This window comes from Corynebacterium sp. HMSC036D03 (assembly GCF_001836185.1).
GTDB classification, from domain to species: Bacteria; Actinomycetota; Actinomycetes; order Mycobacteriales; family Mycobacteriaceae; genus Corynebacterium; species Corynebacterium simulans.
Genome location: NZ_KV827743.1, coordinates 118701 through 142687 on the forward strand (window position 1 = coordinate 118701; position 23987 = coordinate 142687).

At 61.4% G+C, this 23987-nt stretch carries 17 protein-coding genes; 9 read left to right on the plus strand and 8 right to left on the minus strand.

Features of this window, described 5'->3' with window-relative positions; genetic code table 11:
• Nucleotides 1-83: 83 nt before the first annotated feature.
• Both HMPREF2692_RS07785 and HMPREF2692_RS07790 read left to right on the plus strand, forming a co-directional pair.
• Entirely contained in the window at nucleotides 84-344 is a 261-nt protein-coding gene (locus HMPREF2692_RS07785) for a hypothetical protein (RefSeq protein ID WP_062036975.1), read from the plus strand.
• Between the two features lie 35 nt (nucleotides 345-379).
• A complete protein-coding gene (locus HMPREF2692_RS07790) occupies nucleotides 380-1507 on the plus strand; it encodes an alpha/beta hydrolase (RefSeq protein WP_070823312.1) in 1128 nt (375 codons plus the stop codon).
• Here the strand turns inward: HMPREF2692_RS07790 and HMPREF2692_RS07795 are convergent.
• The 4 genes from HMPREF2692_RS07795 to dnaK form a co-directional block, all read right to left on the minus strand.
• Nucleotides 1504-1932, minus strand: coding sequence for a heat shock protein transcriptional repressor HspR (locus HMPREF2692_RS07795; RefSeq protein ID WP_061924927.1), 429 nt, complete (start codon nucleotides 1930-1932; stop codon nucleotides 1504-1506). The genes HMPREF2692_RS07790 and HMPREF2692_RS07795 overlap by 4 nt on opposite strands.
• 15 nt (nucleotides 1933-1947) lie before the next feature.
• Nucleotides 1948-3177: a molecular chaperone DnaJ gene (gene dnaJ / locus HMPREF2692_RS07800; protein WP_070823314.1), complete on the minus strand. Its 1230-nt coding sequence runs from the start codon at nucleotides 3175-3177 to the stop codon at nucleotides 1948-1950.
• A gap of 143 nt (nucleotides 3178-3320) precedes the next feature.
• On the minus strand, nucleotides 3321-4067 hold the full coding sequence (gene grpE / locus HMPREF2692_RS07805; protein WP_070586800.1) for a nucleotide exchange factor GrpE: 747 nt from the start codon (nucleotides 4065-4067) through the stop codon (nucleotides 3321-3323).
• Nucleotides 4067-5911 (minus strand): molecular chaperone DnaK, encoded by a 1845-nt coding sequence (gene dnaK, locus HMPREF2692_RS07810; RefSeq protein ID WP_062036964.1) that lies wholly within the window; start codon nucleotides 5909-5911, stop codon nucleotides 4067-4069. Before dnaK ends, grpE begins: the two co-directional genes overlap by 1 nt.
• A 746-nt stretch (nucleotides 5912-6657) precedes the next feature.
• Here dnaK and HMPREF2692_RS07820 point away from each other — a divergent pair.
• Together HMPREF2692_RS07820 and HMPREF2692_RS07825 are read left to right on the plus strand one after the other, a co-directional pair.
• Nucleotides 6658-10140, plus strand: coding sequence for a proline dehydrogenase family protein (locus HMPREF2692_RS07820; RefSeq protein ID WP_070823317.1), 3483 nt, complete (start codon nucleotides 6658-6660; stop codon nucleotides 10138-10140).
• Nucleotides 10141-10257: 117 nt separating this feature from the next.
• Nucleotides 10258-11691: an AI-2E family transporter gene (locus HMPREF2692_RS07825; RefSeq protein WP_235591085.1), complete on the plus strand. Its 1434-nt coding sequence runs from the start codon at nucleotides 10258-10260 to the stop codon at nucleotides 11689-11691.
• A 166-nt stretch (nucleotides 11692-11857) separates the two neighbouring features.
• Here the strand turns inward: HMPREF2692_RS07825 and HMPREF2692_RS07830 are convergent, their stop codons facing one another.
• Genes HMPREF2692_RS07830 through HMPREF2692_RS07845 form a run of 4 tightly spaced genes read right to left on the minus strand, consistent with a single transcriptional unit; the run spans nucleotide 11858 to nucleotide 15467 of the window.
• The gene (locus HMPREF2692_RS07830; RefSeq protein WP_070455371.1) at nucleotides 11858-12454 is read right to left on the minus strand and encodes a nucleosidase; all 597 of its coding nucleotides are present in this window, start codon (nucleotides 12452-12454) and stop codon (nucleotides 11858-11860) included.
• Nucleotides 12455-12487: 33 nt separating this feature from the next.
• Nucleotides 12488-13777: a sulfate adenylyltransferase subunit 1 gene (locus HMPREF2692_RS07835; RefSeq protein WP_070455369.1), complete on the minus strand. Its 1290-nt coding sequence runs from the start codon at nucleotides 13775-13777 to the stop codon at nucleotides 12488-12490.
• Nucleotides 13777-14685 (minus strand): sulfate adenylyltransferase subunit CysD, encoded by a 909-nt coding sequence (gene cysD / locus HMPREF2692_RS07840; protein ID WP_061924952.1) that lies wholly within the window; start codon nucleotides 14683-14685, stop codon nucleotides 13777-13779. The genes HMPREF2692_RS07835 and cysD overlap by 1 nt, the downstream gene beginning before the upstream one ends.
• Nucleotides 14682-15467 (minus strand): phosphoadenylyl-sulfate reductase, encoded by a 786-nt coding sequence (locus HMPREF2692_RS07845; protein WP_061924955.1) that lies wholly within the window; start codon nucleotides 15465-15467, stop codon nucleotides 14682-14684. The genes cysD and HMPREF2692_RS07845 overlap by 4 nt, the downstream gene beginning before the upstream one ends.
• A 172-nt stretch (nucleotides 15468-15639) precedes the next feature.
• Here HMPREF2692_RS07845 and HMPREF2692_RS13400 point away from each other — a divergent pair, with 172 nt between their 5' ends.
• From HMPREF2692_RS13400 to HMPREF2692_RS07870, 5 genes are all read left to right on the plus strand, one after another.
• Nucleotides 15640-15819, plus strand: a complete 180-nt coding sequence (locus HMPREF2692_RS13400; protein WP_061924958.1) for a hypothetical protein — start codon at nucleotides 15640-15642, stop codon at nucleotides 15817-15819.
• A gap of 96 nt (nucleotides 15820-15915) precedes the next feature.
• Nucleotides 15916-17658: an ABC transporter ATP-binding protein gene (locus HMPREF2692_RS07855; protein ID WP_070455368.1), complete on the plus strand. Its 1743-nt coding sequence runs from the start codon at nucleotides 15916-15918 to the stop codon at nucleotides 17656-17658.
• Nucleotides 17658-19625 (plus strand): ABC transporter ATP-binding protein, encoded by a 1968-nt coding sequence (locus HMPREF2692_RS07860; RefSeq protein WP_070455366.1) that lies wholly within the window; start codon nucleotides 17658-17660, stop codon nucleotides 19623-19625. Before HMPREF2692_RS07855 ends, HMPREF2692_RS07860 begins: the two co-directional genes overlap by 1 nt.
• A gap of 146 nt (nucleotides 19626-19771) precedes the next feature.
• Nucleotides 19772-22417, plus strand: a complete 2646-nt coding sequence (locus HMPREF2692_RS07865; RefSeq protein WP_061924963.1) for a (Fe-S)-binding protein — start codon at nucleotides 19772-19774, stop codon at nucleotides 22415-22417.
• 273 nt (nucleotides 22418-22690) lie between these two features.
• Nucleotides 22691-23977, plus strand: a complete 1287-nt coding sequence (locus HMPREF2692_RS07870; protein WP_070432264.1) for a cation:proton antiporter — start codon at nucleotides 22691-22693, stop codon at nucleotides 23975-23977.
• Nucleotides 23978-23987 lie beyond the last annotated feature (10 nt).

Sequence of the window (23987 nt, forward strand, 5' to 3'; positions counted from 1 at the left end):
GTCGCGATGAGTTATCCACAGATTTCGCCCTAATCAGAAATTGGGTCTAGAAATTACTGAACTTGGCCCACAAAGCTTGAGGTATGGATTTCTACATCGCTGACAACGCACGCAACACCATCCGCTCCCACATGGGCCAAAGGCACCGCTTCACTACCCCGCCGCCGCCCGAGTATCCGCGCACGGCCAGCGCCCTAGCGCGCGTGGCAAAACACTGGGACGGTCAGCTTGCCGCTAACGCTAAGCAACACGACGCCATGCTCCAAGACCTCGATGAGTTCATCAGGCACAGCAGAAAAATCGATGCCTCCCTAGCCAACAAGCTGGACGGAGGGCTGCCGTGAGACGCGCGCTAAGCCTTTATTTAGCCTCTCAAGAAATGCAGTCTGGCGCTGCTAACCTGCACGTTTTCAAACAAGGACTACACAATAGTTGGCATGACCTAGAAATAATTGGCGCTTTTGCCGACGCCGCGCGCGCCCAGCTGACAAACACCACGGAACAACTCGAACTACCCGCTCAGAGCATGGAGGCTGCGGCAGAGACTCTTCGCGCCTATGCGCCCATCCTGGCTCGGGTCGAACAATTGCGCACCGAGGCCACCCGCCTGCTAGCACGGATGGATGAGATAGAACCGTGGAGCAGCCAGATAGGCGCGATGCTGAATGCGCTCGATGCTTTGGGCGACGGCCTGGATTGGGCATGCGCCCGAGAAATAGATGCGCTGTGCACGCCAGAGCTGCCCACCGGCGGCGGCTATCTGGAGGATTACGAGGAGCTACCCATCGAGGCCATCCACCAGATGCTTATGAGCACCGCCCCGCCAGAGGCCGTCGCGCTAGCGGAGAGCAATCCGGACGTGCAGCTGCTTGAAGCCGGGCCCGGTCGCGTTGCAGCACTGGTCGATCCCGGCCAGCTGGGCACTTCCGCGGCGAGCGTTTCCACGGTGGTCTCCGGGGTGCATTCTTCGGATCCGTCCGGCTGGCAAAGCAGTATCGATCGCGCGCGGGCAGTAGCGCGTGCAACGGGCGGTCCCGCGGTGGCCTGGATTGGCTACCGCGCACCAGACAGCCTCGCACAGGCAGGCCACGATTCCCCGGCGGCACGTGGCGCGCAGGACCTACGCCGCTTTCAACGCTCATTAGGCAAACGCTTTTCCCGCTCACAGCGGATAGTGGTGGGTTATTCCTATGGTTCCGTCGTGGCAGGAAAAGCCGCGAAGGCGCCCGGCGTGGCCGAAGACGTGGTCTTCGTGGGCAGCCCTGGCACCACCGCCGAAAGCGCCGATGACATTCAGGCACGCAGCTGGGCCGCGACGAATGCGCACGATCCCATCGGTGCGGTTACGGGCCCGCGCGGTGGCATTCACGGCCCGGACCCGAGCACACCCAACTTTGGGGCTTCCCCACTACCAGGCGCAAACCGCCTGCCAGGAGACCACATCTCATACTTCAAAGACCCCGCATTTCTGCGGGGTCTCGGAAAGATTGTGGAGGCTAAAAGCTAGCCTTCGTGGCCGGCTTCGCCGCGCCGGCGGCTGCGGCGTGGGGTCCACATGACCACTGACGTCGAGCGCGGCACGTGCACGAGCTCGCCGCGCGGCTGGCGTTCACCAACCCGTTCGCGCAGCTGCTGAACCTCAGCGAGCAATGCATCGCGCTCGGCCTCTAGCTGGTCGCGCTCCTCGGTCAGCTCAATGATGGACTTGATTCCAGCGAGGTTAACGCCCTCGTCGTGCGACAAAGTCTGGATCTTGCGCAGCAACTCGATGTCACGGTCGGAGTAGCGGCGCCCGCCGCCCTGAGTACGGGCGGGCGAGACCAAGCCGATGCGATCGTAGGTGCGCAGGGTCTGCGCGTGCATTCCGGACAGCTCAGCGGCAACGGAGATGACATAGACCGCGTTGGCCCCTGCCTGATTTTCCTTGCTCATCGTTGCACCTTCCTTTTATGCGCTACCTGCGGCGCTTCCATGGGCGACGTTGCCTTCCCAGCCCGCGCGCGGGTCGAAACCGGAGTCGCGCTCCGCCTGCGCGTAGGTGCGCAGCGCACTCGTGGCGGCGCCATCAAGGTGGGTCGGGACGGTGACCTGGACGGTAACCAGAAGGTCGCCGGCCTTGCCGCCGCGCTTCTCGATGCCGCGATTGCGCACGCGCAGCGTACGGCCATCGGGGGTGCCCGCCGGCACTTTCACGCGAACCGGCGAATCCAGGGTTGGCACAGTAATGGTGTCACCCAACGCCAATTCCGCGAAGGAAACCGGCACCGTAACATGCAAATCGTCGCCCTCACGGGTGAAAATCTTGTCCGGCTTTACCTTCACCGCGACGAAGAGATCGCCCGCTGGCGTGCCATTGGGGCCTGCCTCGCCCTGACCGGCCAAGCGCACTTTCTGGCCGTCGATGACGCCTGCCGGAATACGCACGGTGATAGAGCGCGTGCGGTGCACGGTGCCGGAACCATTGCAGTCCGCGCATGGATCCTCAATCTTCTGACCGGTGCCGCCACACTCAGTGCACGGCGCGGAAAAACCGAAGGTTCCGCGGTTCTCAGAGGTAAAGCCAGTGCCCTTACAGTTCTTGCAGGAGCTCGTCTTACCTGACTTGGAACCGGAGCCATGGCACGTGGTGCAGGGGGCGTCGCCAGTTAGCTGCAGCGGGATGGTGGTGCCGGTGGCAGCCTCCCGGAATTCGAGGGTTATTTCCGTTTCGACGTCGGCCCCCCGCGACGGCCGAGCTGTGTGGCCAGCACTACCGCCGCGGTTGAAAACGCTACCGAAGATATCCCCAAAACCGCCGCCTTGAGCCGCTCCTCCAGGCGTTCTTCCTCCGAAGAGGTCGGAGAGGTCGAATTCTTCCGCAGATCCTTGACCCATGTGCGAAGATCGAAACCCGCCGGGGAACCCGGCGCCTCCCATCCGTCCAAACCCACCGCCGTTGCGCAGCATGGCCTTGAACTGGTCGTATTCCTTACGCATCGTGGCGTCGGAAAGCACATCATAGGCTTCGGCAGCGCGCTTAAACTTATCGGCTGCCCCGGGGTTATCCGGGTTGGTATCGGGGTGGTTTTCGCGCGCTAGCTTGCGGTAGCTGCGCTTGATTTCTTCTGGCGTAGCGGACGAGGAGACCCCCAGATCCGCATAATAATCCTTGTCTGCCCATTCGGGTTTGGCGCTCACTGGGCATCCCCTCCTTCCTTGAAACCGCCAGCTTTGGCGGCTATTGAGGACAAAATATAACTAAATAAGATTTGTTCTAAGTTCACTAAACAGTGAAATGGCGCCAAGGCATTTGTTTGTTTAAGCCCTGACGCCACCTCGCATTATTCGGAAGCAGATTCCGAACCGGCAGATTCAGCACTGCCCTCGCCGGCCTCCGTGGAGGCGTCCGGTGCATCAGCGATGATTACCATCGCGGTGCGCACCAGCTTCTCGCCCACCTTGTAGCCACGGCGTAGAACGGTGCCGACTACCTGCTCGCCACCGCTGGAGAGATCCTGCACAGCCTCGTGAATTTCCGGGTCGAAGGCGTCGCCTTCTTCGCCGAATGGCTGCAGCTGGTTCTTCTCCAGCACGCCGGAGAGTTTGTCGGCAATAGCCTTCAGTGGGCCCTCCTCGAGGTCGCCGTGCTGACGTGCGAGCTCTAGGTCATCAAGGATAGGCAGGAATTCTGCCAGGACCTTGGCCTTGGAAGTCTCGATGACAGCCTGGCGCTCGCGCTCGGTGCGGCGGCGGTAGTTGGTGTACTCCGCATTCAGACGCTGCAGATCCTCGGTGCGCTCAGCCAGCTGCGCCTCCAGGGAGTTGCCTTGGTCAGCGGCAGCGTCGGCTGCTGCCTCAGCCTGGTCGGCTGCGTCTTCTGCGGAGACGCCGGCAAGCGCGGCTTCCAGATCCGCATCCAAAGTTGGATCAAGTTCTGCCTCTTCGGCGGAGTCAGCCTGCGCGTCCTGTGCAGCCTGAGCCTCTTGTGCTTCCGCGGCAGCTGCCTCAGCGCGGTCCGCCGAGGTTACCTCTGGATCAGTGTTGTCCGGGTCGCCTGGGTTTTGCGGCATTCCGCTGTTCTGAGTCATTACTTGTCGCCATCCTTGGTCTCGTCTTCGTCGACTACCTCTGCGTCAACAACGTTTGGGTCGGACTCGGCACCAGCTGCGGCGCCCTCAGCACCGGCCTCAGCGGCCTGTGCCTCGTAGATCTGCTTGCCCATCTCCTGGGAGACGGTGCCCAGCTTCTCAACTGCGGACTTGATGGCCTCGATGTCATCGCCCTTCAGAGCCTCATCGACGGCGTCGGCAGCCTCGGTGACCTGGGTCTTAACGTCCTCGGAAACCTTGTCGGAGTTCTCATCCAGGAACTTGCGGGTCTGGTAGGAGGTGGACTCTGCCTGGTTACGCAGCTCCTGCTCCTCGCGGCGCTTCTTATCCTCTTCGGCGTGTGCCTCAGCGTCCTTGACCATGCGGTCGATCTCTTCCTGGGACAGGCCGGAACCATCCTGAATCTTGATGGTGTTTTCCTTGCCGGTGCCCTTGTCCTTAGCGGAAACGGAGACGATGCCGTTGGCGTCGATGTCGAAGGTGACCTCGATCTGTGGGACGCCACGCGGTGCCGGAGCGATGCCACCGAGCTCGAAGGAGCCGAGCAGCTTGTTAGCGGAAGCCATCTCGCGCTCACCCTGGAAGACCTGGATCTGAACGGAAGGCTGGTTGTCTTCCGCGGTGGTGAAGGTCTCGGACTTCTTGGTCGGAATAGTGGTGTTGCGCTCGATGAGCTTGGTCATCACGCCGCCCTTGGTCTCGATGCCGAGGGACAGTGGGGTGACGTCGAGAAGCAGCACGTCCTTGACCTCGCCGCGCAGAACGCCTGCCTGCAGAGCAGCGCCGACTGCAACGACCTCGTCCGGGTTAACGCCCTTGTTTGGCTCGCGGCCGGTCAGTTCCTTGACCAGCTCGGAAACAGCCGGCATACGGGTGGAACCGCCGACGAGAACGACGTGGTCAACCTCGGACAGGGACAGACCTGCATCCTTGATGACCTGGTTGAACGGAGCCTTGGTGCGGTCCAGCAGATCCTGGGTGATCTTCTGGAACTCGGTACGGGACAGGGTCTCATCCAGGAAGAGCGGGTTCTTCTCGGAGTCAACGGTGATGTACGGCAGGTTGATGTTTGCGGACTGGGAGGAAGACAGCTCAATCTTTGCCTTCTCAGCGGCCTCGCGCAGACGCTGCAGGGCCATCTTGTCCTTGGTCAGGTCGATGCCGTTAGCGGACTTGAACTTCTCAACGAGCCAGTCCACGATGCGCTGATCCCAGTCATCGCCACCGAGCTGGTTGTCACCAGCGGTTGCCATAACCTCAACGACGCCGTCGCCGATTTCCAACAGGGAAACGTCGAAGGTGCCGCCGCCCAGGTCGAAGACCAGGATGGTCTGCTCCTGCTCGCCCTTTTCCAGGCCGTATGCCAATGCAGCCGCAGTTGGCTCGTTGACGATACGCAGGACGTTCAGGCCTGCAATCTGACCGGCTTCCTTGGTGGCCTGACGCTGGGAGTCCTCGAAGTATGCCGGGACAGTAATAACTGCGTCGGTGACATCCTCGCCGAGGTATGCCTCTGCGTCGCGCTTGAGCTTCATCAAGGTACGAGCGGAGATCTCCTGCGGGGTGTACTTCTTGTCATCGATGTCGATGGTCCAGTCAGTACCAATGTGGCGCTTGACGGAGCGGATGGTGCGGTCAACGTTGGTGACAGCCTGGTTCTTGGCGGACTGGCCGACCAGGATTTCGCCGTTCTTTGCAAAAGCAACGACGGATGGGGTGGTACGTGCACCCTCAGAGTTAGCGATGACGGTAGCCTCGCCACCTTCCAGAACGGAAACAACCGAGTTGGTGGTACCGAGGTCAATGCCTACTGCGCGTCCCATGAATTTTCTCCTTGCTTGTCTTAGAAGACTGTTTTTAGCTTTAAGTTGATTTCAGGTGGCTCAACTTCTCGTTGGCTCTTGCGCCACTCTAACAGAAGTTTCGGTGTTTGCTACAAGAACCTGAGCGCGATCCACTCAACCTCTTCAACCGCGCTTAACCCAAAGTTGTTCCCACTTCGCTCAACTTTTTTGAAATTTTCTATATTCCCCCAGTTGAACGGCCCAAAATCTATTTGGACTATAGGTGGAAAAGATTTCTCTACCCCCTTACTCCCCCCCTCTTGACCAACCTGCCTTTCGACCGCTAATTTTCGATTAGCGATACCGATCACAGGTTCGCACTTTATTTAATCCAGCTCACCAAGCTGACTCCTACACACTCCCTTTCCTCTTAAGTTCTCGCCTGCCCGAATACGCGAATTTTCGCAGTTACCGGCGGGGATTTTAAAGGCGCTGGCAGGCGCTGGCGGAGTGGAAGGGCAATTGGTGCGGAAACATTTGGAAAGGACGGTTGCGATGAATTCAAATCATTCTCGTACCCGTCGCCAGGGTGACCGCCCACCGGTGCATTGTGCGCAGACGCTGCGCTAGAGACCGCACTTTCAACTTCTTGAAATTAAGTAATCAAACCGGCTCTGGACGCTTTCCTCGCGCAGATAGCTTTTGCACATCTGTCTTTAAAAAGGCCCCGATCTATTTAAAAGCGCGTGGAAGCGCCAGGTATTCACCTGAGGTACACACTGCTTATGACAACTTCTGCACACACCCGCCTTCCTGAATCCGGCGACGTCGAGGCCTGCGTCGACGCGGCCGTTACCCGCGCCCATTCCTGGCTGCGTGCCAGCGAAGGCGAACAGGATAAGGGAACCGAGCAGCTGGCCCAGCTGCTCCGCGACTCTGAAGGCGTCGCATTCACCATGGACTTCGTCGACCGAGTCATGCGCCCGGAAGACGATAAGGTCGCAGCCAACGCACTGAAGAAGATCACCCAGCGATTCGACCCAGCCTTCCTAGGCCTTATCAACGGCACCCTGGTTGGCATGGGTGGTTTCTTTGGCCCCATTTTGCCGAACCTGGTCATGCCGCTGGCACGCCTGCGCATGCGCCAGATGGTAGGCCACCTCGTTTTGGACGCTGAGTCCGAGTCCTTGGACAAGATGCTGGATAAGGCAGCCGAATCCGGTGAGCACCTCAACCTCAACCTGCTGGGCGAGGCAGTTCTGGGCGAGGACGAGGCCCGCTCCCGTGCAAAGCGCACGCTTGACCTGATCAAGAACCCAAAGGTCACCTACGTTTCCGTCAAGGCTTCTTCCATGGTGGCCCAGCTCAACCCATGGGACATCGATGGTTCCGTCGAGCGCCTGAAGGAGCGCTTGCGCCCACTGTATGAAGAGGCCGTCAAGCGCTCTCCTAACGTATTCATCAACCTGGATATGGAGGAGTACCACGACCTTCACCTGACCATCCGCCTGTTCAAGGAGCTGCTCTCCGAGCCGGAATTCAAGAACCTAGAAGCTGGCATCGTCTTGCAGGCTTACCTGCCAGATACCTTCGAGGCCCTGCAGGAAGTAGCGGAGTTTGCCAAGGAGCGCGTGGCAACCGGCGGTGCCAAGGTCAAGGTCCGCATCGTGAAGGGCGCGAACCTGTCCATGGAGCACGTCCAGGGTGAGGTCCATGGCTGGCCGGTTGCTACCTACACCGACAAGGCAGACGTGGATGCGAACTACTACCGCCTGCTGGATTACATCGTGCGCGAAGAGTTCGCCGACTCCGTACGCGTCGGCGTTGCTACCCACAATCTGTTCACCGCTGCTTTGGGCTACGAGCTCGGCAACGCCCGCGGCGTACTGCACATGCTCGACTCCGAGATGCTGCAGGGCATGTCCCCGGCACAGCAGGCTGCAGTCCGCGAGGTCTACGAGGGCCGTCAGATTCTCTACACCCCGGTCGTCCACGCGGAGGACTTCGACGTCGCCGTGTCTTACCTAGTCCGCCGCTTGGAGGAGAACTCCGCCAGCCAGAACTTCCTCTACGCGCTGTTCGCGCCGGATGAACCGGAGCGCGATTCCCGTGGCAACAAGCGTGCCGGCACCCCAATTGAGCAGCAGGAAGCTCACTTCCGCGCGGCAGTAGAAAACCGCTGGGAGACCTTCGCCGGCCCAGAGCGTACCCAGAACCGAATCGAAGAAGAGGCTGCGGGTGAAGGCCGCCAGGCCCCACGCGGTGGCCGCTTCACCAACGAGCCGGACACCGACCCAGCCCTGGAAGCCAACCGCGAGTGGGCGCATAAGCTGCTGAGCCAGGACCCAGGCCACCACGGCATCGACGAGGTCACCGATCCGGAGGCCGTGAACGCGGCAGTTGCCACCGCCTCTTCGCTTGCCGACGCGTGGGGCGCCAAGCCCGGCGCAGAGCGCGCTGCCGTCCTCGAGACCGTGGCAGACAAGCTGGCGGCTACCCGCTCCCGTCTCATCAACGTCGCAGCCTACGAGGCCAACAAGACCATCACGCAGACCGACCCAGAAATCTCTGAGGCCATCGACTTCGCCGTCTACTACGCACACTCTGCTCGCCTGCTCGATGAGGCACGCTCTAAGTTCACCCCGAACCGCGTCACCGTGGTCACCCCACCGTGGAACTTCCCTATCGCTATTCCGGTAGGCGGCATGCTCTCCGCCCTAGCTGCGGGTTCCGCCGTCATCATCAAGCCGGCGCCACAGGTTGTCCACTGTGCCAAGGTGGCAGTCGAGTGCGTACACGCCGCGTTGGAGGAGCACGGCCTCGACCGCAACCTCGTCCAGCTCGTGCTCACCGATGAGGGCGAAGCAGGCAAGGCTCTCATCTCCCACGCGGATGTCGACGCTGTCATCCTGACCGGCGCGTCCGATACCGGCAAGCTCTTCCGCTCCTGGCGTCCAGAGATGAACCTCATGGCGGAGACCTCCGGCAAGAACGCGCTTATCATCACCCCGGCTGCGGACCCTGACCTGGCTATTGCGGATCTTTATCTCTCCGCATTCGGCCACTCTGGTCAGAAGTGCTCTGCTTCCTCCCTGGTCATCTTCGTCGGCGCCGCCGGCACTTCCGAGCGCCTGCGCGACCAGCTTCTCGACGCCGTGCGCACCCTCAAGGTAGGCCCAGGCTATGACATCACCACCACCATGAACGGCCTGGCCGAGGCACCAAGCGAGAAGCTGCTGCGCGGCCTTACCCAGCTGGAGCCAGGCGAGAGCTGGCTGCTCAAGCCGGAAAAGCTCAATGAGGAAGGCACCCTGTGGTCCCCAGGCATCCGCGATGGTGTGAAGCCGGGCTCCTGGTTCCACCTCAACGAGTGCTTCGGCCCAGTGCTCGGCATCATGCACGCCGAAACCCTCGAGCAAGCCATCGAGTGGCAGAACTCCACCGGCTACGGTCTGACCGGCGGCATCCACTCCCTCGACGACGATGAGATCCAGTACTGGATCGACAACGTCGAGGTCGGCAACGCCTACGTCAACCGCGGCATCACCGGCGCCATTGTCCAGCGTCAGTCCTTCGGAGGCTGGAAGAAGTCCGTCATGGGCCCAGGCGCCAAGGCAGGCGGCCCGAACTACGTGCCGCAGATGGGCTCCTGGGCAGACGGCGAGCTGCGCCCACGCGAGGTCGACGTCCCAACGGCGGTGGCCAACGAGCTGCGTAACCTGGCAAGCCGCGCCGCGCTTTCCGACGCCGACGTCGAATGGCTCTGGCGCGCCGCCGAGCTCGACCAGCTGGCCTGGATGGAAGAATTCGGCCGCGACCATGACCGCACCGGCCTGATTTCGGAGGCGAACATCTTCCGCTACGTACCGCTGCTGGACAAGCTGCGCGTGCGCATCGGCGAAGGCTTCGCACTGCGCGACGTCATCCGCCAGGTGCTCGCCGCCGCAGTCACCGGAACCAAGGTGGAGTTCTCCGCTACCCCGGCCGTCGCAGAGCAGCTCGCGGTCCTGGGCATCGAGGTGCGCCAGCTTTCCGATGCCGCCTTCGCATCCGAGCTCTCCCGCGCCGAGTCTGCTCGTGTACGCACGCTGGGCGCCGTCGCGGACACCGCTCGCGAGGCAGCCGTGGAGTCCAACTCCGTCATTCTTGACCAGCCAGTTCTGGCCGACGGCCGTCGTGAGCTGCTGCCTTACCTCCTGGAGCAGGCCGTATCGGTGACCATGCACCGCTTCGGCATCATCCGCTCCGTCGCCGGCATCGAGCGCTAGCCCAGCGCCCAGCCGCCACCAGCCGCCACCAGCCGCTAACCGTGGCTGCGTGGCAATCGCCCGTCTCCTGCACTTTTAGGAGACGGGCAGATGTATTTATATGGCAAGATAGGTCAAGTGAATTCCAAAGATACATCTGCCTCATCTGCAAAAGACTCCGTGGCAGTCCCACAGGGCGCCGAGAATGCCGAGCACCGGCTACCGCAGCCACTCGTCAGCAATGACGCCGAGGGCGTGGGCTCCGATGCGCCGAAGCCGATTCGCGAGGACCTGAAGACGGAGGTCCTAGCAAAAGATTTCCGCACGCTGGCAAAAGCCTCTGGCCGCTTTATCCTCATCGTCGCAGCTGCGGCCATTGCTGGTTACCTGCTGAAATTCCTGTGGACCGGCCTCCTGCCAGTCATCCTGGCCATCTTGGTCGCCACGGTCCTCTACCCTGTGACCGCATGGATGCGCACGAAGCTGCGCTTCCCCGGCGCGCTGGCCGCAGCCACGACTCTGCTAGGCTTCTTCGCCATCGTCACCGGCATCTTCGCCGCAATGGCGCCGACCGTGAAAAACCAGAGCCAGGACTTAATCCACCAGGCCCAAGGCGGCATCGATGAGCTCATCAAGCTCGGCGAGAAGCTCCCTGTCGATATTGATGAGACCAAGGTTCAGCAACTCATCGATGATGTCACCAACGCGGTTAAGGGCCAGGCCTCCCACATCGCCACCGGCGTCATGAGCGGCTTCTCCACGGTCAGCTCCATCGTGGTGACCATCGTCATCATGCTCTTCCTGACCTTCTTCTTTATTAAGGAAGGCGAGAAGTTCCTACCGTGGATGCGCAAGTACACCGGATTCCCGGCCGGTTGGCACTTGACTGAGCTGTGCAACCGCATTTGGAAGACGCTCTCGGGCTACATCCAGGCCCAGGCCACCGTCGCGCTTGTCGATGCCGTTCTCATCGGCCTCGGCCTCATGGTCCTGCAGGTACCGCTGGCATTCGTCATCGGTGTCGTGACTTTCTTCGCGAGCTTCATTCCGCTGGTCGGTGCGATTACCGCCGGTGCCCTCGCCGTTATCGTGGCCCTGGTTTCCCACGGCCTGACAACCGCACTGCTTGCCCTGCTCGTGGTCGTTGCAGTCCAGCAGATTGAGGGCAATGTCCTACAGCCGATCCTGCAGTCCAAGGCTATGGGCCTGCACGCTGCGGTCATCCTTCTGTCTGTCACGGTGGGCTCTGCGCTGGCTGGCATTATCGGCGCATTCCTCGCGGTGCCGGTGGCGGCGACCATTGGCGTCACCTTCCGTTACCAGGCGCTGGTTACCGCCATTCGCGCTGGTGAAGTTGACCCGAACGAGGCGGAGATTGTCACCGGTGCCCCGAAGCCGAAGCGCAAGGCCCGCCTGCAGAAGCAGAAGGAAGACTCCGAAGCCCACATCGATGCTTCCGGCAGCAGCCCAGAGCTCGACGCCGCCCGATCCGTGGAGAAACTCGACCCGGATTCCCCACGCGCCAAGGTCCGCGAGCTCTACAACATGATTGCGCCGAAGGCTTCCGCTTAGTCCTCTTCGCGGCCCCGCTCTCCAAATGGTGAGGTCGCCCCACAACTCCTGCGGCTACAGTTACCTGCTGGGACGCATGTGGCGTGACCTCACCATTTGTTCCTCACCATTTGGGGCCGGACCATCTAAGGCCGGACCAAATTGCACCGGCCCCAATTCCGCCGAGCTAGGAGCGCGGTAGAAAGCCCAATTCCCGCACAGCATCAGCTAACTCATGTGCAGCTCGGGGAAGCGCATCATCCCAGGCGCCAACGGAGGACTCGTTGGCTGGGTCAGATACTTGCTTCAACAGGGTGACTGGTACGCCAAAACGCTGACACACTGCGGCGATGGCGTAGCCCTCCATGTCACAAAGTCCAGAGTCGACAGCCAAGCGGTCACGAGTAGCGGTGTCGGAAACAAACGTGTCACCAGTGGCCAGGCCCTGAACCGGGAACTTGCCGCTCGTGGGAAGCTCAATTACCGCAGGCAGCAGGTAACGGGAGATATCGCTTAACACTTTGAGCTGGAAGTCGTGTTTGACCACGCGGTCAACCTCATAGACCCCATCCAGCCCATCGCGCAGCGCGCCCACTGTGCCGATGTTGACCACGCGCTCCGGCAAAGTACCCTCCTCACGCGCGACGGTGAGGTACTCAGTAAGCGAAATTGCCGCAGGCAGAGTACCAATTCCCGTAACGAGTAAAGGCGTGCCTTCCGGAAGAGCGGCTGCTTCTTTATCGACGGCAGCAACAAACAGAATGCGGGCGCTGTAATCAATCACATTAAAGAATTCTACCGTTACACCGGTGAAGCCTTAGCCGCGCAGGCGCTTGCCCACGAAGCCCGCGGCCAGAGTGTTGCCATTGGCCTGGTCGATGAGCAAGAAGTTACCCACCGCGCCGCGCGCCGCGTAGTCCTCAACAGGCAGCTCAGCCTGCGTTTGCACGGTGATGTACGCGATATCGTTGAGGCTCGCCTTCTCCGGCGCCTCATCGTCAGCCACACCATCCAAGTCCAGGATGCGGTCTACCGATGCCACGCGGGCCTTGACCAGCGAGGTTCCATAGCGCAGCTTGAGCATCTGCCCCGGCGTGATGTCCTTTTCTGTGAGCACCACCGCAGTCGCAGCAAACTCACGGACATCGGCCGGGCGGGCGCTGCCCGCCAGCAGGTCACCACGAGTTAGGTCAATTTCATCGGCCAAACGCAGCACCACCGAATCACCAGCAGTCGCGCGCTCGTCGGGGCCAAGTTCGCCGTCGGTGGTGTCGATGTGTGTGACCGTTGTCGTCCGACCATGCGGCGCGGTCACCTCGTCACCGACCGCAACCGTGCCCGCCTTGATGCGTCCCGCGTAGCCGCGGTAGTCCGAGGCATGCTCGCGAATCACGTGCTGAATGGGGAAACGGAAATCCAGCTCCTCCGCGCGGCCACCGGCCACCGGGATGGTCTCAAGGGTTTCCAGCACCGTCGGGCCGGTGTACCACTGCATCGACGCGGATTTCTCCACGACGTTATCGCCCTTCAGCGCGGAAATCGGGATGACCGTGGAATCTGTAATTCCCAGGCGACGTGCAATCTCACCAAACTCCGCCTCAATCGCGCGGAACGTCGCTTCATCATAATCCACCAGGTCAATCTTGTTGACTGCAAAAATCACGTGGCGCACGCCCAGCAGCGCAGCCACGTTCAGGTGGCGACGCGTCTGCTCGACGACGCCGTGTCGGGCATCGATAAGCAGCACCACCGCCTGGGAGGTGGACATGCCGGTGACCGTGTTGCGCGTGTACTGCACATGGCCCGGGGTATCCGCCAAGATGAAGGTGCGCTTGTCCGTCGCAAAGTAGCGGTAGGCCACATCGATCGTGATGCCCTGCTCGCGCTCGGCACGCAGGCCGTCGACAAGCAAGCTCAAATCCATGCCGTCGAAACCGCGGTCCGCCGAGGAGCGTTCCATGGATTCTACCTGGTCCGCCAGCACAGACTTGGTGTCATAAAGAAGGCGGCCAACGAAGGTGGACTTACCGTCGTCCACAGAACCTGCAGTGCACAGGCGCAGCGTCTCGCGGGTGGTGAGGCGTTCGACGAGTGAAGAATTAGTCATCAGAAGTAGCCTTCCTTCTTGCGGTCTTCCATGGCGGATTCAGAAAGTTTGTCATCCGCGCGGGTCGCGCCGCGCTCGGACAGGGTGGAAACGGAAATCTCCGCCAGGATTTCCTCCGGGGTCGAGGCCGTGGATTCAACGGCGCCAGTGCAGGACATATCGCCCACGGTGCGATAGCGCACGGTCTTCTTTTTAAGCTCCTCGCCCTCGCGCGGGCCACCCCACTCGCCCGGGCACAGCCACATGCCATTGCGATTGAACAGCTCGCGTTCGTGGGAGTAATAGATGGAAGGAAGCTGCAGCTCGCGCGCGCCGATGTACTCCCAGATATCAGACTCGGTCCAGTTGGAGATTGGGAAAACGCGCACGTTCTCACCGGCCATCTTGCCGCCGTTGTAGAGATCCCACAGCTCTGGGCGCTGGCGGCGCGGATCCCAGCCGCCAAAGGAATCGCGGATGGAGAAGATGCGTTCCTTCGCACGCGCCCGCTCCTCGTCGCGGCGGGCGCCGCCCAGCACGGCGTCGTACTGGCGCTGCGCGATGGTTTCAACCAGCGGCACCGACTGCAGCGGATTGCGTGTACCATCAGGGCGTTCCTGCAGCTCGCCGCGGTCAATCCAATCTTGCACCTTAGCCACGTGCAGGCGCGCACCGGTCTCAGCAACCAAGCGGTCACGGAATTCGATGACCTCCGGGAAGTTATGCCCGGTATCAACGTGCACAAGCTCGAAAGGCACCACCGCTGGTGCAAAGGCACGGCGCGCCAATTCGAAGACCACCACGGAATCCTTGCCGCCGGAGAAAAGCAGGCCGACCTTATCGAACTGGCCCGCTACCTCGCGCAGGATGTGGATGGACTCATTTTCCAAGTCCTTTAAGTGGGGCGAAAGTGTGTTCTTCTGTGTCATTCGTGCAACCCGCATTCTGTCTTGCCGTCTCCAAAAATCCTGCCGGAACGAGCGTCCTCGCCCTTACCCACCGGGAAGGTCAAAGGCGCACAGCCGATAGAGCGATAGCCTTTCAGCGTCAAGGGATGGATAATCAGATCATTGTCCGCGATATAGCAATCCGTATCTGCCAAATCCCAGGTAATCATCGGCGAAATCTTTAACCTTCCGTGCTGGTCCAGGCTCAGCGCTGGGGCCGTGGCGCGGTGTTCAGAATCCGCGCGGCGCAGACCGGTCACCCAACCAACGTATGGGTCCATCGCCATGTTCAGCGGTTCCACTTTGCGCATACGGTTATATGCGCTGGTATCACGTGCATATAACCTCGGACCATAGATTTCGTCCTGTTCCTCCGGGCTCAGCAGCGGTTTCACGCGGACTAGGGGGAGGTCCGCATAGCGCTCCTCAACCTCGTTGGCCACAGCCAACGTCTCCGGGAAGTGCCAGCCAGTGTCGATGAAGAGCAGGTCTGCGTCCAGCTGTGCGCGGTGCGCGAGCTCCGCCAGAACCGTGTTTTCCATCGACATCGTCACTGCCAGCCGGCCCGGCGCGTGCTCTGCAGCCCACGCCATGATGTTTTCGGCGGATTCTGCATAGAGCTTGTCCGCCCATTCATCGACAAGGCGCTCGTTTTTCGCGGCAATATCTTGGTTGAGCGGCGCGGTATCGCGCGTGCCTTCCGGGCTAATGCTGGGGTCGCGGTAGGGCTTGTCGCCGTCCAGCAGGTTTAACGATTGGGTCATGCCGACTCACTTTAGGCAAGGCGGCGCATTCGTGCAGGAGACATTGCGCGCTGAACACGCGAATAGTCCGATGAGCTTGGGGCAATGCAAGAATAAAAATTGCCATAACTGAACAGGTCAGACTAGATTATTAGACAAAACGGTCTATAAACAATAAACCAAGGAGGTTTCCATGCAGCGTGTCGCAATCGTCGGCGATGGCCCGGCGGCGCTATCCACAGCTGAAAGGCTCATCGGCGCCGGCATGTGTGTGGACCTCGTCTGCGCCAGCCCACCGAGCAGCCCGAAGACTGGGCCACCGTCACCCGCCGCGCGCAACTTGCGCCAGTCTGCCTTTAACGCTCAAACGTGATTCAGCCGATACCACCTGCACGCGGCTAGTCACATTCTTCACATTCGCATTAGACTCGACCGAGTTAATTTCAATTCTTAAGTAAAGGTCGGTCTAGTGGAGCTAGTTCGCATTCTGGTCTCTCGATCAAAACCCTATGGTGGCTTCGTGCTTGCAGTCATTGTGCTCCAAGCACTATCCACCGCCGCCACCTTGTATCTGCCCTCGCTCAACGCTGACATCATCGACAACGGCGTGGTCAAGGTGGACATCGACTACATCTGGCACACCGGCGGCATCATGCTCGCCGTAGCTTTCGCCCAAGTCATTACCGCCGTCGCCGCCGTGTGGTTTGGAGCCCGCACCGCCATGGGCGTCGGCCGCGACCTGCGCAGCGAGGTCTTTCGCCGCGTCGCTCGTTTCTCCGCCGAGGACATGGGCCACTACGGCACGCCCACCCTCATCACGCGCGGCACGAACGACGTCCAGCAGGTGCAGATGGTTTACCTGATGATGTTGGACTTCATGGTGGCCGCACCCATCATGTCCATCGGCGGCATCGTCATGGCGGTGCGCGAGGATGCCGGATTGTCCTGGTTGGTCTGGGTCGCCGTGGCGGTTCTCCTCGGCGTGATTTCCGCGCTCATCGCCAAGCTCATGCCGCTTTTCCACAGCATGCAGGACAAACTCGATTCCCTAAACGGCACCCTCCGCGAACAAATCGTGGGCATTCGTGTCGTGCGCGCCTTCGTCCGCGAGGCCCACGAGACCGAGCGCTTCACCAAGGCCAACCACGATCTCACGCAGCTTTCCTTGAAGATCGGCCAGATTTTCGTCCTGATGTTCCCCATCATCACTGTCATCCTCAACGTCGCTACCGGCGCCGTGCTGTGGTTCGGTGGCCACCGCGTGGATGAGGGCCTTGTGGAAGTCGGCGCGCTGACCGCGTTCTTGCAATACCTGCTGCAAATCCTCGCCGCCGTCATGATGGGCACGTTCATGGCCATGATGCTGCCCCGCGCCGTTATCTGCGCTAAGCGCATCACCGAGGTACTGGAGCACGAGCCTTCCATCGCCGAGCCTGCGAAGAACGTGACGCCGGAGCGCAACGACGGCGTCGTCGAGTTCCGTGACGTCACATTCACCTACGCCGGCGCCGACGCCCCGGTCCTCCACGACATCTCCTTCACTGCCCGGCCCGGCCAGACCACCGCCATCATCGGCTCCACCGGCTCCGGCAAGTCGACCTTGCTGCACCTGATTCCGCGTTTGTATCTGCCCACCGAGGGCCAGGTGCTTCTCGACGGCGCGGATGTCTCCCGCATGAACCGCCAGGACATCGTCAAGCGCGTGTCCCTCGTGCCGCAAAAGCCCTACCTGTTTAGCGGAAGCGTGGCTTCTAACCTGCGCCTCGGCCGCCCTGAAGCCACCGACGAGGAGCTGTGGGAAGCGCTGCGCATCGCCCAAGCAAACTTCGTGGAAAGGGACGAAAAGGGCCTGGACATGCCCATTTCCCAAGGCGGAACGAACGTCTCCGGCGGCCAGCGCCAGCGCCTATCCATCGCGCGCATGCTCGTTGCGCGACCGAAGGTGCTGCTCTTCGACGACTCCTTCTCTGCCCTCGACGTGGTCACCGACGCGAACGTACGTCAGGCCCTGCACGAGAGCCCGCTGCTTGCCGACGCCACGATGATGGTCGTCGCCCAGCGCGTGTCCTCCATCATGGACGCCGACCAAATCCTGGTCATGGAAGCCGGCCGCATCGTTGCCCGTGGCACCCACGCCGAGCTGGTCGAAGGCTCTGAAACTTATAAGGAAATCGTCGATTCTCAAGCCACACCAGTAGAAGGTGAGCAGTAATGGCAAGCACTGCACAAGATGCGCACGGCATGACCGAAGAAGAGCTCCACGAACTCGAAGCCAAGACCGCCGGGGACGATTGGTCCGGCAACGCCCCACGCAAGGCTAAGGCATTCTGGCCTTCCGCGAAGCGCTTGTTCGGGCTGCTCATGCCCTTCAAATCGCGGCTTATCATCATCGCATTGATGAACATCGTCTGCGTATTCCTCGCGGTCTACGCACCGAAGGTGATGGGCAAGGCAACCGACGTCATCTTCGCCGGCGTGCTTTCCAAGCAGCTGCCGGCGGGCACCAGCGAGGAGCAGGTCATCGAGGGCCTGCGGGCGGAAGGCAAGGACACCTTCGCGGACATGGCTTCCGCCATGGACCTGCGCCCAGGCCTGGGCATCGACTTCACGCAATTGGGCCGCATCATCACCATCGTCATCGCGATGTACTTGGTCTCCGCGCTCTTCCAGTGGTGGCAGGGTCATATTCTCAACTCATTGGTGATGCGCGCGGTCTATGACCTGCGCCAACGCATCCAGGCCAAGGTCAACGCGCTGCCGCTGAACTACTTCGACACCAACTCCCGCGGCGACCTGCTCTCGCGCACGACAAACGACGCCGACAATATCCAGACCGCGCTCCAGCAAGCGGTCTCGCAGGTCTTCTACGACCTGCTCATGGTGGTGGGCATTACCGTCATGATGTTCTCCGTGTCTTGGCAGCTCGCACTGGTGGCCCTGCTTTCGCTGCCGCTGACCGGCATCGTCATTGGTGTCATCGGCGCGCGCTCGCAGAAGCAATTCGCCACCCAGTGGCGTGCCACCGGCCAACTCAACGGCCAGGTGGAAGAGGCCTTCTCCGGGCACGACCTCGCCTTGGTCTATGGCCGCATGGACGCCATGACCGAAGAATTCGATGAGCGCAATGAGGAGCTTTATAAATCTGCATCGCAAGCGCAGTTCCTCTCCGGCATGATGATGCCGGTCATGCAGTTCATCTCTTATCTGTCCTACGTGGTCATCGCCGTGATGGGCGCGCTGCGCGTGGCCCACGGCCAGCTCACCTTGGGTGGCGCACAAGCCTTCATTCAGTACTCCCGCGAGTTCAACCAGCCGCTGGGCCAGCTGGGCGGCATGATGCAGCAAATCCAATCCGGTGTTGCTTCCGCCGAGCGCGTCTTCGAATTCCTCGACGCTGAGGAACAGCGCCCGGACACCGCGACCTCGCACTTCGAAGGCCGCGCGCGGGGCTTGGTGGAGTTCCGCGGCGTGGACTTCTCCTACTCGGAAGACAAGCCGCTCATCGAGGATCTCAACCTGCGCGTTGAGCCGGGCCAGACCGCCGCCATCGTCGGGCCTACCGGCGCGGGCAAGACCACGCTGGTCAACCTCATCATGCGCTTCTACGAGCTGAATTCCGGCACCATCACTATCGATGGCAATGACACCGCCGAAATGTCGCGCACCGAACTGCGCTCGCAGGTGGGCATGGTGCTCCAGGACGCTGTGCTCTTTGAGGGCACCATCATGGAAAACATCCGCTACGGCCGCCTAGATGCCACCGACGAGGAGGTCATCGAAGCAGCAAAGGCCACCTACGTGGACCGCTTCGTGCGCGCTTTGCCCGATGGCTACGACACACTCATCGACCAAGACGCCGGCGCTATCTCTGCTGGCGAGCGCCAACTTATCACCATCGCACGCGCCTTCCTGGCCCAGCCGGCGTTGCTCATCCTCGACGAGGCCACCTCCTCTGTGGATACCCGCACCGAGATGCTCGTCCAGCACGCGATGAATGCGCTGCGCGCCGACCGCACCTCCTTCGTCATCGCCCACCGTCTTTCCACCATCCGGGATGCGGACCTCATCCTCGTCATGGAGGAAGGCCGCATCGTCGAGCAAGGCACCCACGCCGAGCTGCTTGCCCGCGAAGGCGCCTACTGGCGGCTTAATCAGGCGCAGTTCGCCGAAGAGGACTAGCCTTTCGGCGAGTGCGTCGAAAAGCTGTGCCTCGCGTTTGCCGGCTGGGCTCGGTTCGAAACCGCGATGAATACCGACTCCCATCTTTGCGCGCCCACCGTTTAGGCTGTTTATATCTGCGCGCAACTTTATAAGGAGTCCGTGAAATGACAGCCGTCTTCGGTTGGCTAGCCATCCTCGTTTCGATCCCCGTGTGGGGCTACTTTGCGTACCGCGCATGGGGCATGTTCGCTTTCATTCGCTCCGGCGGGCCAACTCTGCTGCAGCGTTTCGACCACCTAGGCAAGCGCCTGTGGCGGGTCGTGGTGGAAGTATTCGGCCACACGCACTTCAAGGGCCGCCCCTTCGTCAACGCGGCGCACTGGGCAGTCATGGTGGGATTCCTCTTCGGCATCCTCGTCTGGTTTGAAGCCTATATCCAGACCTTCGCACCGTCGCGAGGCTGGCCGCTGCTATCGCATTGGTCGGTCTATCACTTCATCGAAGAGGTCCTCGGTATCGCCACCGTTGTGGGCATTAGCTTCCTCATCGGCGTTCGCCTCAAGTATGGACACACCGAGCGCGGCTCCCGTTTCTACAACTCCCAGCCAGGCCCTGCCCGCATCGTCGAGGCCGTGGTCTTCCTGGAGGGGCTTGGAATGCTGCTGGTCAAGGCGTCGAAAATCGCGGCGTTTGGCCACGGCTCCCCGTGGGCGGATTTCCTTTCCATCCACCTGGCCAAGCTGCTTCCCGCCTCGCCAGCGCTGGTGTCCTTCTTCGCGCTGTTCAAGCTGCTTACCGGCCTGATTTTCATCTTCCTGATTTCGCGCCACTTCACCTGGGGCGTCATGTGGCACCGCTTCATGGCGTTTTTCAACATCTTCTTCCAGCGCAACGTCAGCGGCGACAAGGCACTCGGCTCCCTTCCGACCCCGGCCCTCGAAGAAGACATCGCCCCCGGCAGCTGGAAGATGCTGCTCGATACCACCTCGTGCACCGAGTGCGGCCGCTGCCAGGACCTTTGCCCGGCGTGGAACACCGAGAAGCCGCTGAGTCCGAAGAAGTTCGTGATGGACATGCGCGATGCCGCCGTCGAGAACTACAACCCGCACGAGGGCGTCAACGTGTTGGCAATGGCAAACGCTATTGACGACGACGTCCTCTGGTCCTGCACCAACTGCGGCGCCTGCGTGGACCAGTGCCCGACCGACATCGAGCACATCGACCACATCGCTGACCTGCGCCGCTTCAAGGTCTTGGCGGAATCCGACTTCCCCTCTGAGCTGACCGGACTGTTCAAAAACATTGAGACCAAGGGCAACCCGTGGGGCCGCAATAACTCTGAGCGCCGCGCCTGGATCGATGAGGCACGCGCCGACGGCATCGAGGTGCCTATCATCGGCGAGGACGCCACGGACTTTGCCGACATGGAGTACCTGTTCTGGGTCGGCTGCGCCGGTGCCTACGACGAACAGGGCCGCAAGACCACCCGCGCCGTGGTGGACCTGCTGCACACGGCGGGCGTGAAGTTCGGCGTGCTTTCTACTGGTGAGACCTGCACCGGCGATCCCGCGCGCCGTGCTGGCAACGAGTTCCTGTTCCAGATGATGGCGCAGCAAAACGTTGAGACCCTAAACAACGCTTTCGAAGGCGTTCCGGAAGGCCAGCGCAAGATCATCACCACCTGCCCGCACTGCTTCAACACGCTGCGCAACGAGTACCCAGATTTCGATGGGCACTTCGACGTCTTCCACCACACCCAGCTGCTTAACCGCCTAGTGCGTGAGGGGCTGCTCAAGCCGATCCCGCGTACGCCGGAAAACCGCAAGCCGATTACCTACCACGATCCGTGCTTCTTGGGCCGCCACAACAAGGTCTTCGATCCGCCGCGTGAGCTGCTGGAAGCCACTGGCGTTTCCCTCCGTGAGATGGACCGAAATCGCGACGAGGCCTTCTGCTGTGGCGCTGGCGGCGCACGCATGTTCATGGAGGAAAAGCTAGGCACCCGCATCAACGAGTTCCGTGCGGAGCAGGCCATCGCCACCGGCGCGGAGGAGATTGCCACGGGTTGTCCATTCTGCAACGTCATGTTCACCGGCGGCGTTAAAGCGCTTGCCGACGCCCCCGGTTCTGCAGCAGCGTCCGCTGCACCTGCCGTCACCGACGTTGCCCTCATGCTCCGCGCTTCCGTCGCCGACGCCGACGGCGCCCTCCCCGAGCCGCGGCCGAAGGCGTTCCTCGGCACGCCAATCCGCCGCAAGGCACCTTCCCAGACGCCTGCGCCTTCCGCGGCGCGCCCAGCATCTGCCGATTCCGCCCCAGCTGCGTCTGCTTCGGCCGCTTCCGCAACCCCAGCTGCCCCCTCTACACCTTCTCCGGCCGTGCCTGCAGCGCCAGCTGCGCCCGCACCGGCTACCCCGGCTGCTCCTGCTGCACCTGCCGCTCCCTCGGCGCCCGCCGCACCAGCCGCTCCCTCGGCGTCCGCCGCACCCTCTGCTCAAACTCCGCCAGCTCCAACTCCACCGGCCGCGCCGGCTGCACCACAACCACCTGTAACTCCAGCACCGACGGCCCCGAGTGCTCCTACTCCCCCAGCGGCTGCTGCACCACAACCACCAGCTGCGCCGGCGGCACCTAGTGCCCCGGCGCCCGCTGCACCTGCAGCACCGACTGCGCCAAAGCCACCTGCGGCAGCCACGCCTGAACCACCGGCCGCGCCAAAGCCGCCAACAGCGCCGCAGCCACCCGCAGCGCCCAAGCCACCCGCAGCGCCACAGCCACCAGCTGCGCCCAAGCCGCCAGCGTCAGAGTAAAGCTGGTTGGCCATTCACGAGGACAGTCTGGGATACCCAGGCTGCCCTTTCGTCGTTTTGGCCAAATGGTCCCGGTCATCCGGTCCGTTGCAAATGGTTGTTTATCGAGTAACTAAAAGCCGAATCAACCGAAAATCAAGGCATTTGGCAGCAAGGGGAGCTTGATAAAAGGAGCCGAGTAAAGGGGCTATCAGCAGATAGACAGGACTAGGTGGAAAAGGCGCATGCTTCGCCGAATAGGCACATGGAAGATTCGACGCGTACGCTGTTGACATGCTTAATGTCGCGACTAGCGCCGCCGACACATTGGTGCTCGCATCTGGGGAAGCTGACTACACCCCGTCCCTCGTCTCCTTCGCTTGGATCATGGCCGCCGCCCTCCTAGCGCCACTGGTTTCTTTCATGCTGAAAAACAAGATGCCCGCCGTGGCACTGCTTATCTTGTTCGGCATGATCCTGGGCCCGTCTGTATTAGACCTCGCACACGAGGACCCTGGTATCGGCATGCTCAAAGAGCTGGGCGTCGGCGCTTTGTTCCTCCTCGCGGGATTCGAAATCGATCTTGCGACGCTGAAATCTAAACAAGCCGTCACCGGCTTTTCCACCTGGTTTATCTGCATGGTGGCATGTCTCGTGGGTGCTTATTTCCTGCTCGATGACATTCCGAGTGCCATCGTCATGGCCATCGCGCTTACCTCCACGGCCTTGGGCACCATCACCCCAATGCTCAAGCAGGACAAGCTCCTCGGCACCAAGGTGGGCAATTCCGTCGTCATCCACGGCGCCATCGGCGAGGTCGCACCGATTACCGCCATGGCTCTGCTGCTCGGTACCCGCTCCACCTTGACCACGATGCTAATTCTGCTGGCCTTCATCATCATCGCGGTCGTCGTTGCGGTCATGCCGCGCGCGCTCATCGTCGCAGTGCCGTGGCTCAAGACGGCGTTCCTTTCCGGCGCAGGTTCCACAAACCAAACCATCCTCCGCCTCATCATCCTGATCCTGGCCATCCTCATGGCCGTGACCTCGGTCTTCGAGCTCGACATCGTCCTCGGTGCCTTCGCCGCAGGCATCATCCTCAACCGGATCATTCCGGACGAGTTCCACAAGCGCCTCGAAACCCGCCTCGATGTGGTCTGCTATTCCATGCTGATCCCCGTCTTCTTTGTGGTCTCCGGCATGGCCATCGATTGGCACGTCATCGCCAATAGCCCTCTCAAGGTCATCGGCATCCCCGCGCTGATTCTGGTCACCCGCGGCCTGCCGGTATTCCTGCGTGAGAACATCCACCACACCGGCTCCGATATCGAAACCACCCGCGAGCGCCTGCAGGTCGCCCTTTACGCCGCCACGGGTCTTCCGATCATCGTCGCTGTCATGACCATCGCGGTCAGCTCCAAAATCGTCGATACCGAAACCGCCTCTATCTTTGTTGCCGGTGGCGCGCTGACTGTAGCGCTCTTCCCGCTCTTATCTAGCTTGGTCAAAGGCAAGCAAGAAAACGAACCCGCAGAGCCTAAACCTCAGCCGGAATCGAAGCAGAAGAATGCTGATCACTAACAGCTGACCA

What these genes read in the sequence shown, in the direction of transcription:
- HMPREF2692_RS07790 (WP_070823312.1), top strand. Translation starts at nt 380, where the DNA reads ATGCAGTCTGGCGCTGCTAACCTGCACGTTTTCAAACAAGGACTACAC.
- HMPREF2692_RS07865 (WP_061924963.1), top strand. Translation starts at nt 19,772, where the DNA reads ATGACAGCCGTCTTCGGTTGGCTAGCCATCCTCGTTTCGATCCCCGTG.
- HMPREF2692_RS07820 (WP_070823317.1), top strand. Translation starts at nt 6,658, where the DNA reads ATGACAACTTCTGCACACACCCGCCTTCCTGAATCCGGCGACGTCGAG.
- dnaK (WP_062036964.1), bottom strand. Translation starts at nt 5,911, where the DNA reads ATGGGACGCGCAGTAGGCATTGACCTCGGTACCACCAACTCGGTTGTT.
- HMPREF2692_RS13400 (WP_061924958.1), top strand. Translation starts at nt 15,640, where the DNA reads ATGCAGCGTGTCGCAATCGTCGGCGATGGCCCGGCGGCGCTATCCACA.
- cysD (WP_061924952.1), bottom strand. Translation starts at nt 14,685, where the DNA reads ATGACACAGAAGAACACACTTTCGCCCCACTTAAAGGACTTGGAAAAT.
- HMPREF2692_RS07845 (WP_061924955.1), bottom strand. Translation starts at nt 15,467, where the DNA reads ATGACCCAATCGTTAAACCTGCTGGACGGCGACAAGCCCTACCGCGAC.
- HMPREF2692_RS07835 (WP_070455369.1), bottom strand. Translation starts at nt 13,777, where the DNA reads ATGACTAATTCTTCACTCGTCGAACGCCTCACCACCCGCGAGACGCTG.
- HMPREF2692_RS07860 (WP_070455366.1), top strand. Translation starts at nt 17,658, where the DNA reads ATGGCAAGCACTGCACAAGATGCGCACGGCATGACCGAAGAAGAGCTC.
- HMPREF2692_RS07870 (WP_070432264.1), top strand. Translation starts at nt 22,691, where the DNA reads ATGCTTAATGTCGCGACTAGCGCCGCCGACACATTGGTGCTCGCATCT.
- grpE (WP_070586800.1), bottom strand. Translation starts at nt 4,067, where the DNA reads ATGACTCAGAACAGCGGAATGCCGCAAAACCCAGGCGACCCGGACAAC.
- HMPREF2692_RS07785 (WP_062036975.1), top strand. Translation starts at nt 84, where the DNA reads ATGGATTTCTACATCGCTGACAACGCACGCAACACCATCCGCTCCCAC.
- HMPREF2692_RS07795 (WP_061924927.1), bottom strand. Translation starts at nt 1,932, where the DNA reads ATGAGCAAGGAAAATCAGGCAGGGGCCAACGCGGTCTATGTCATCTCC.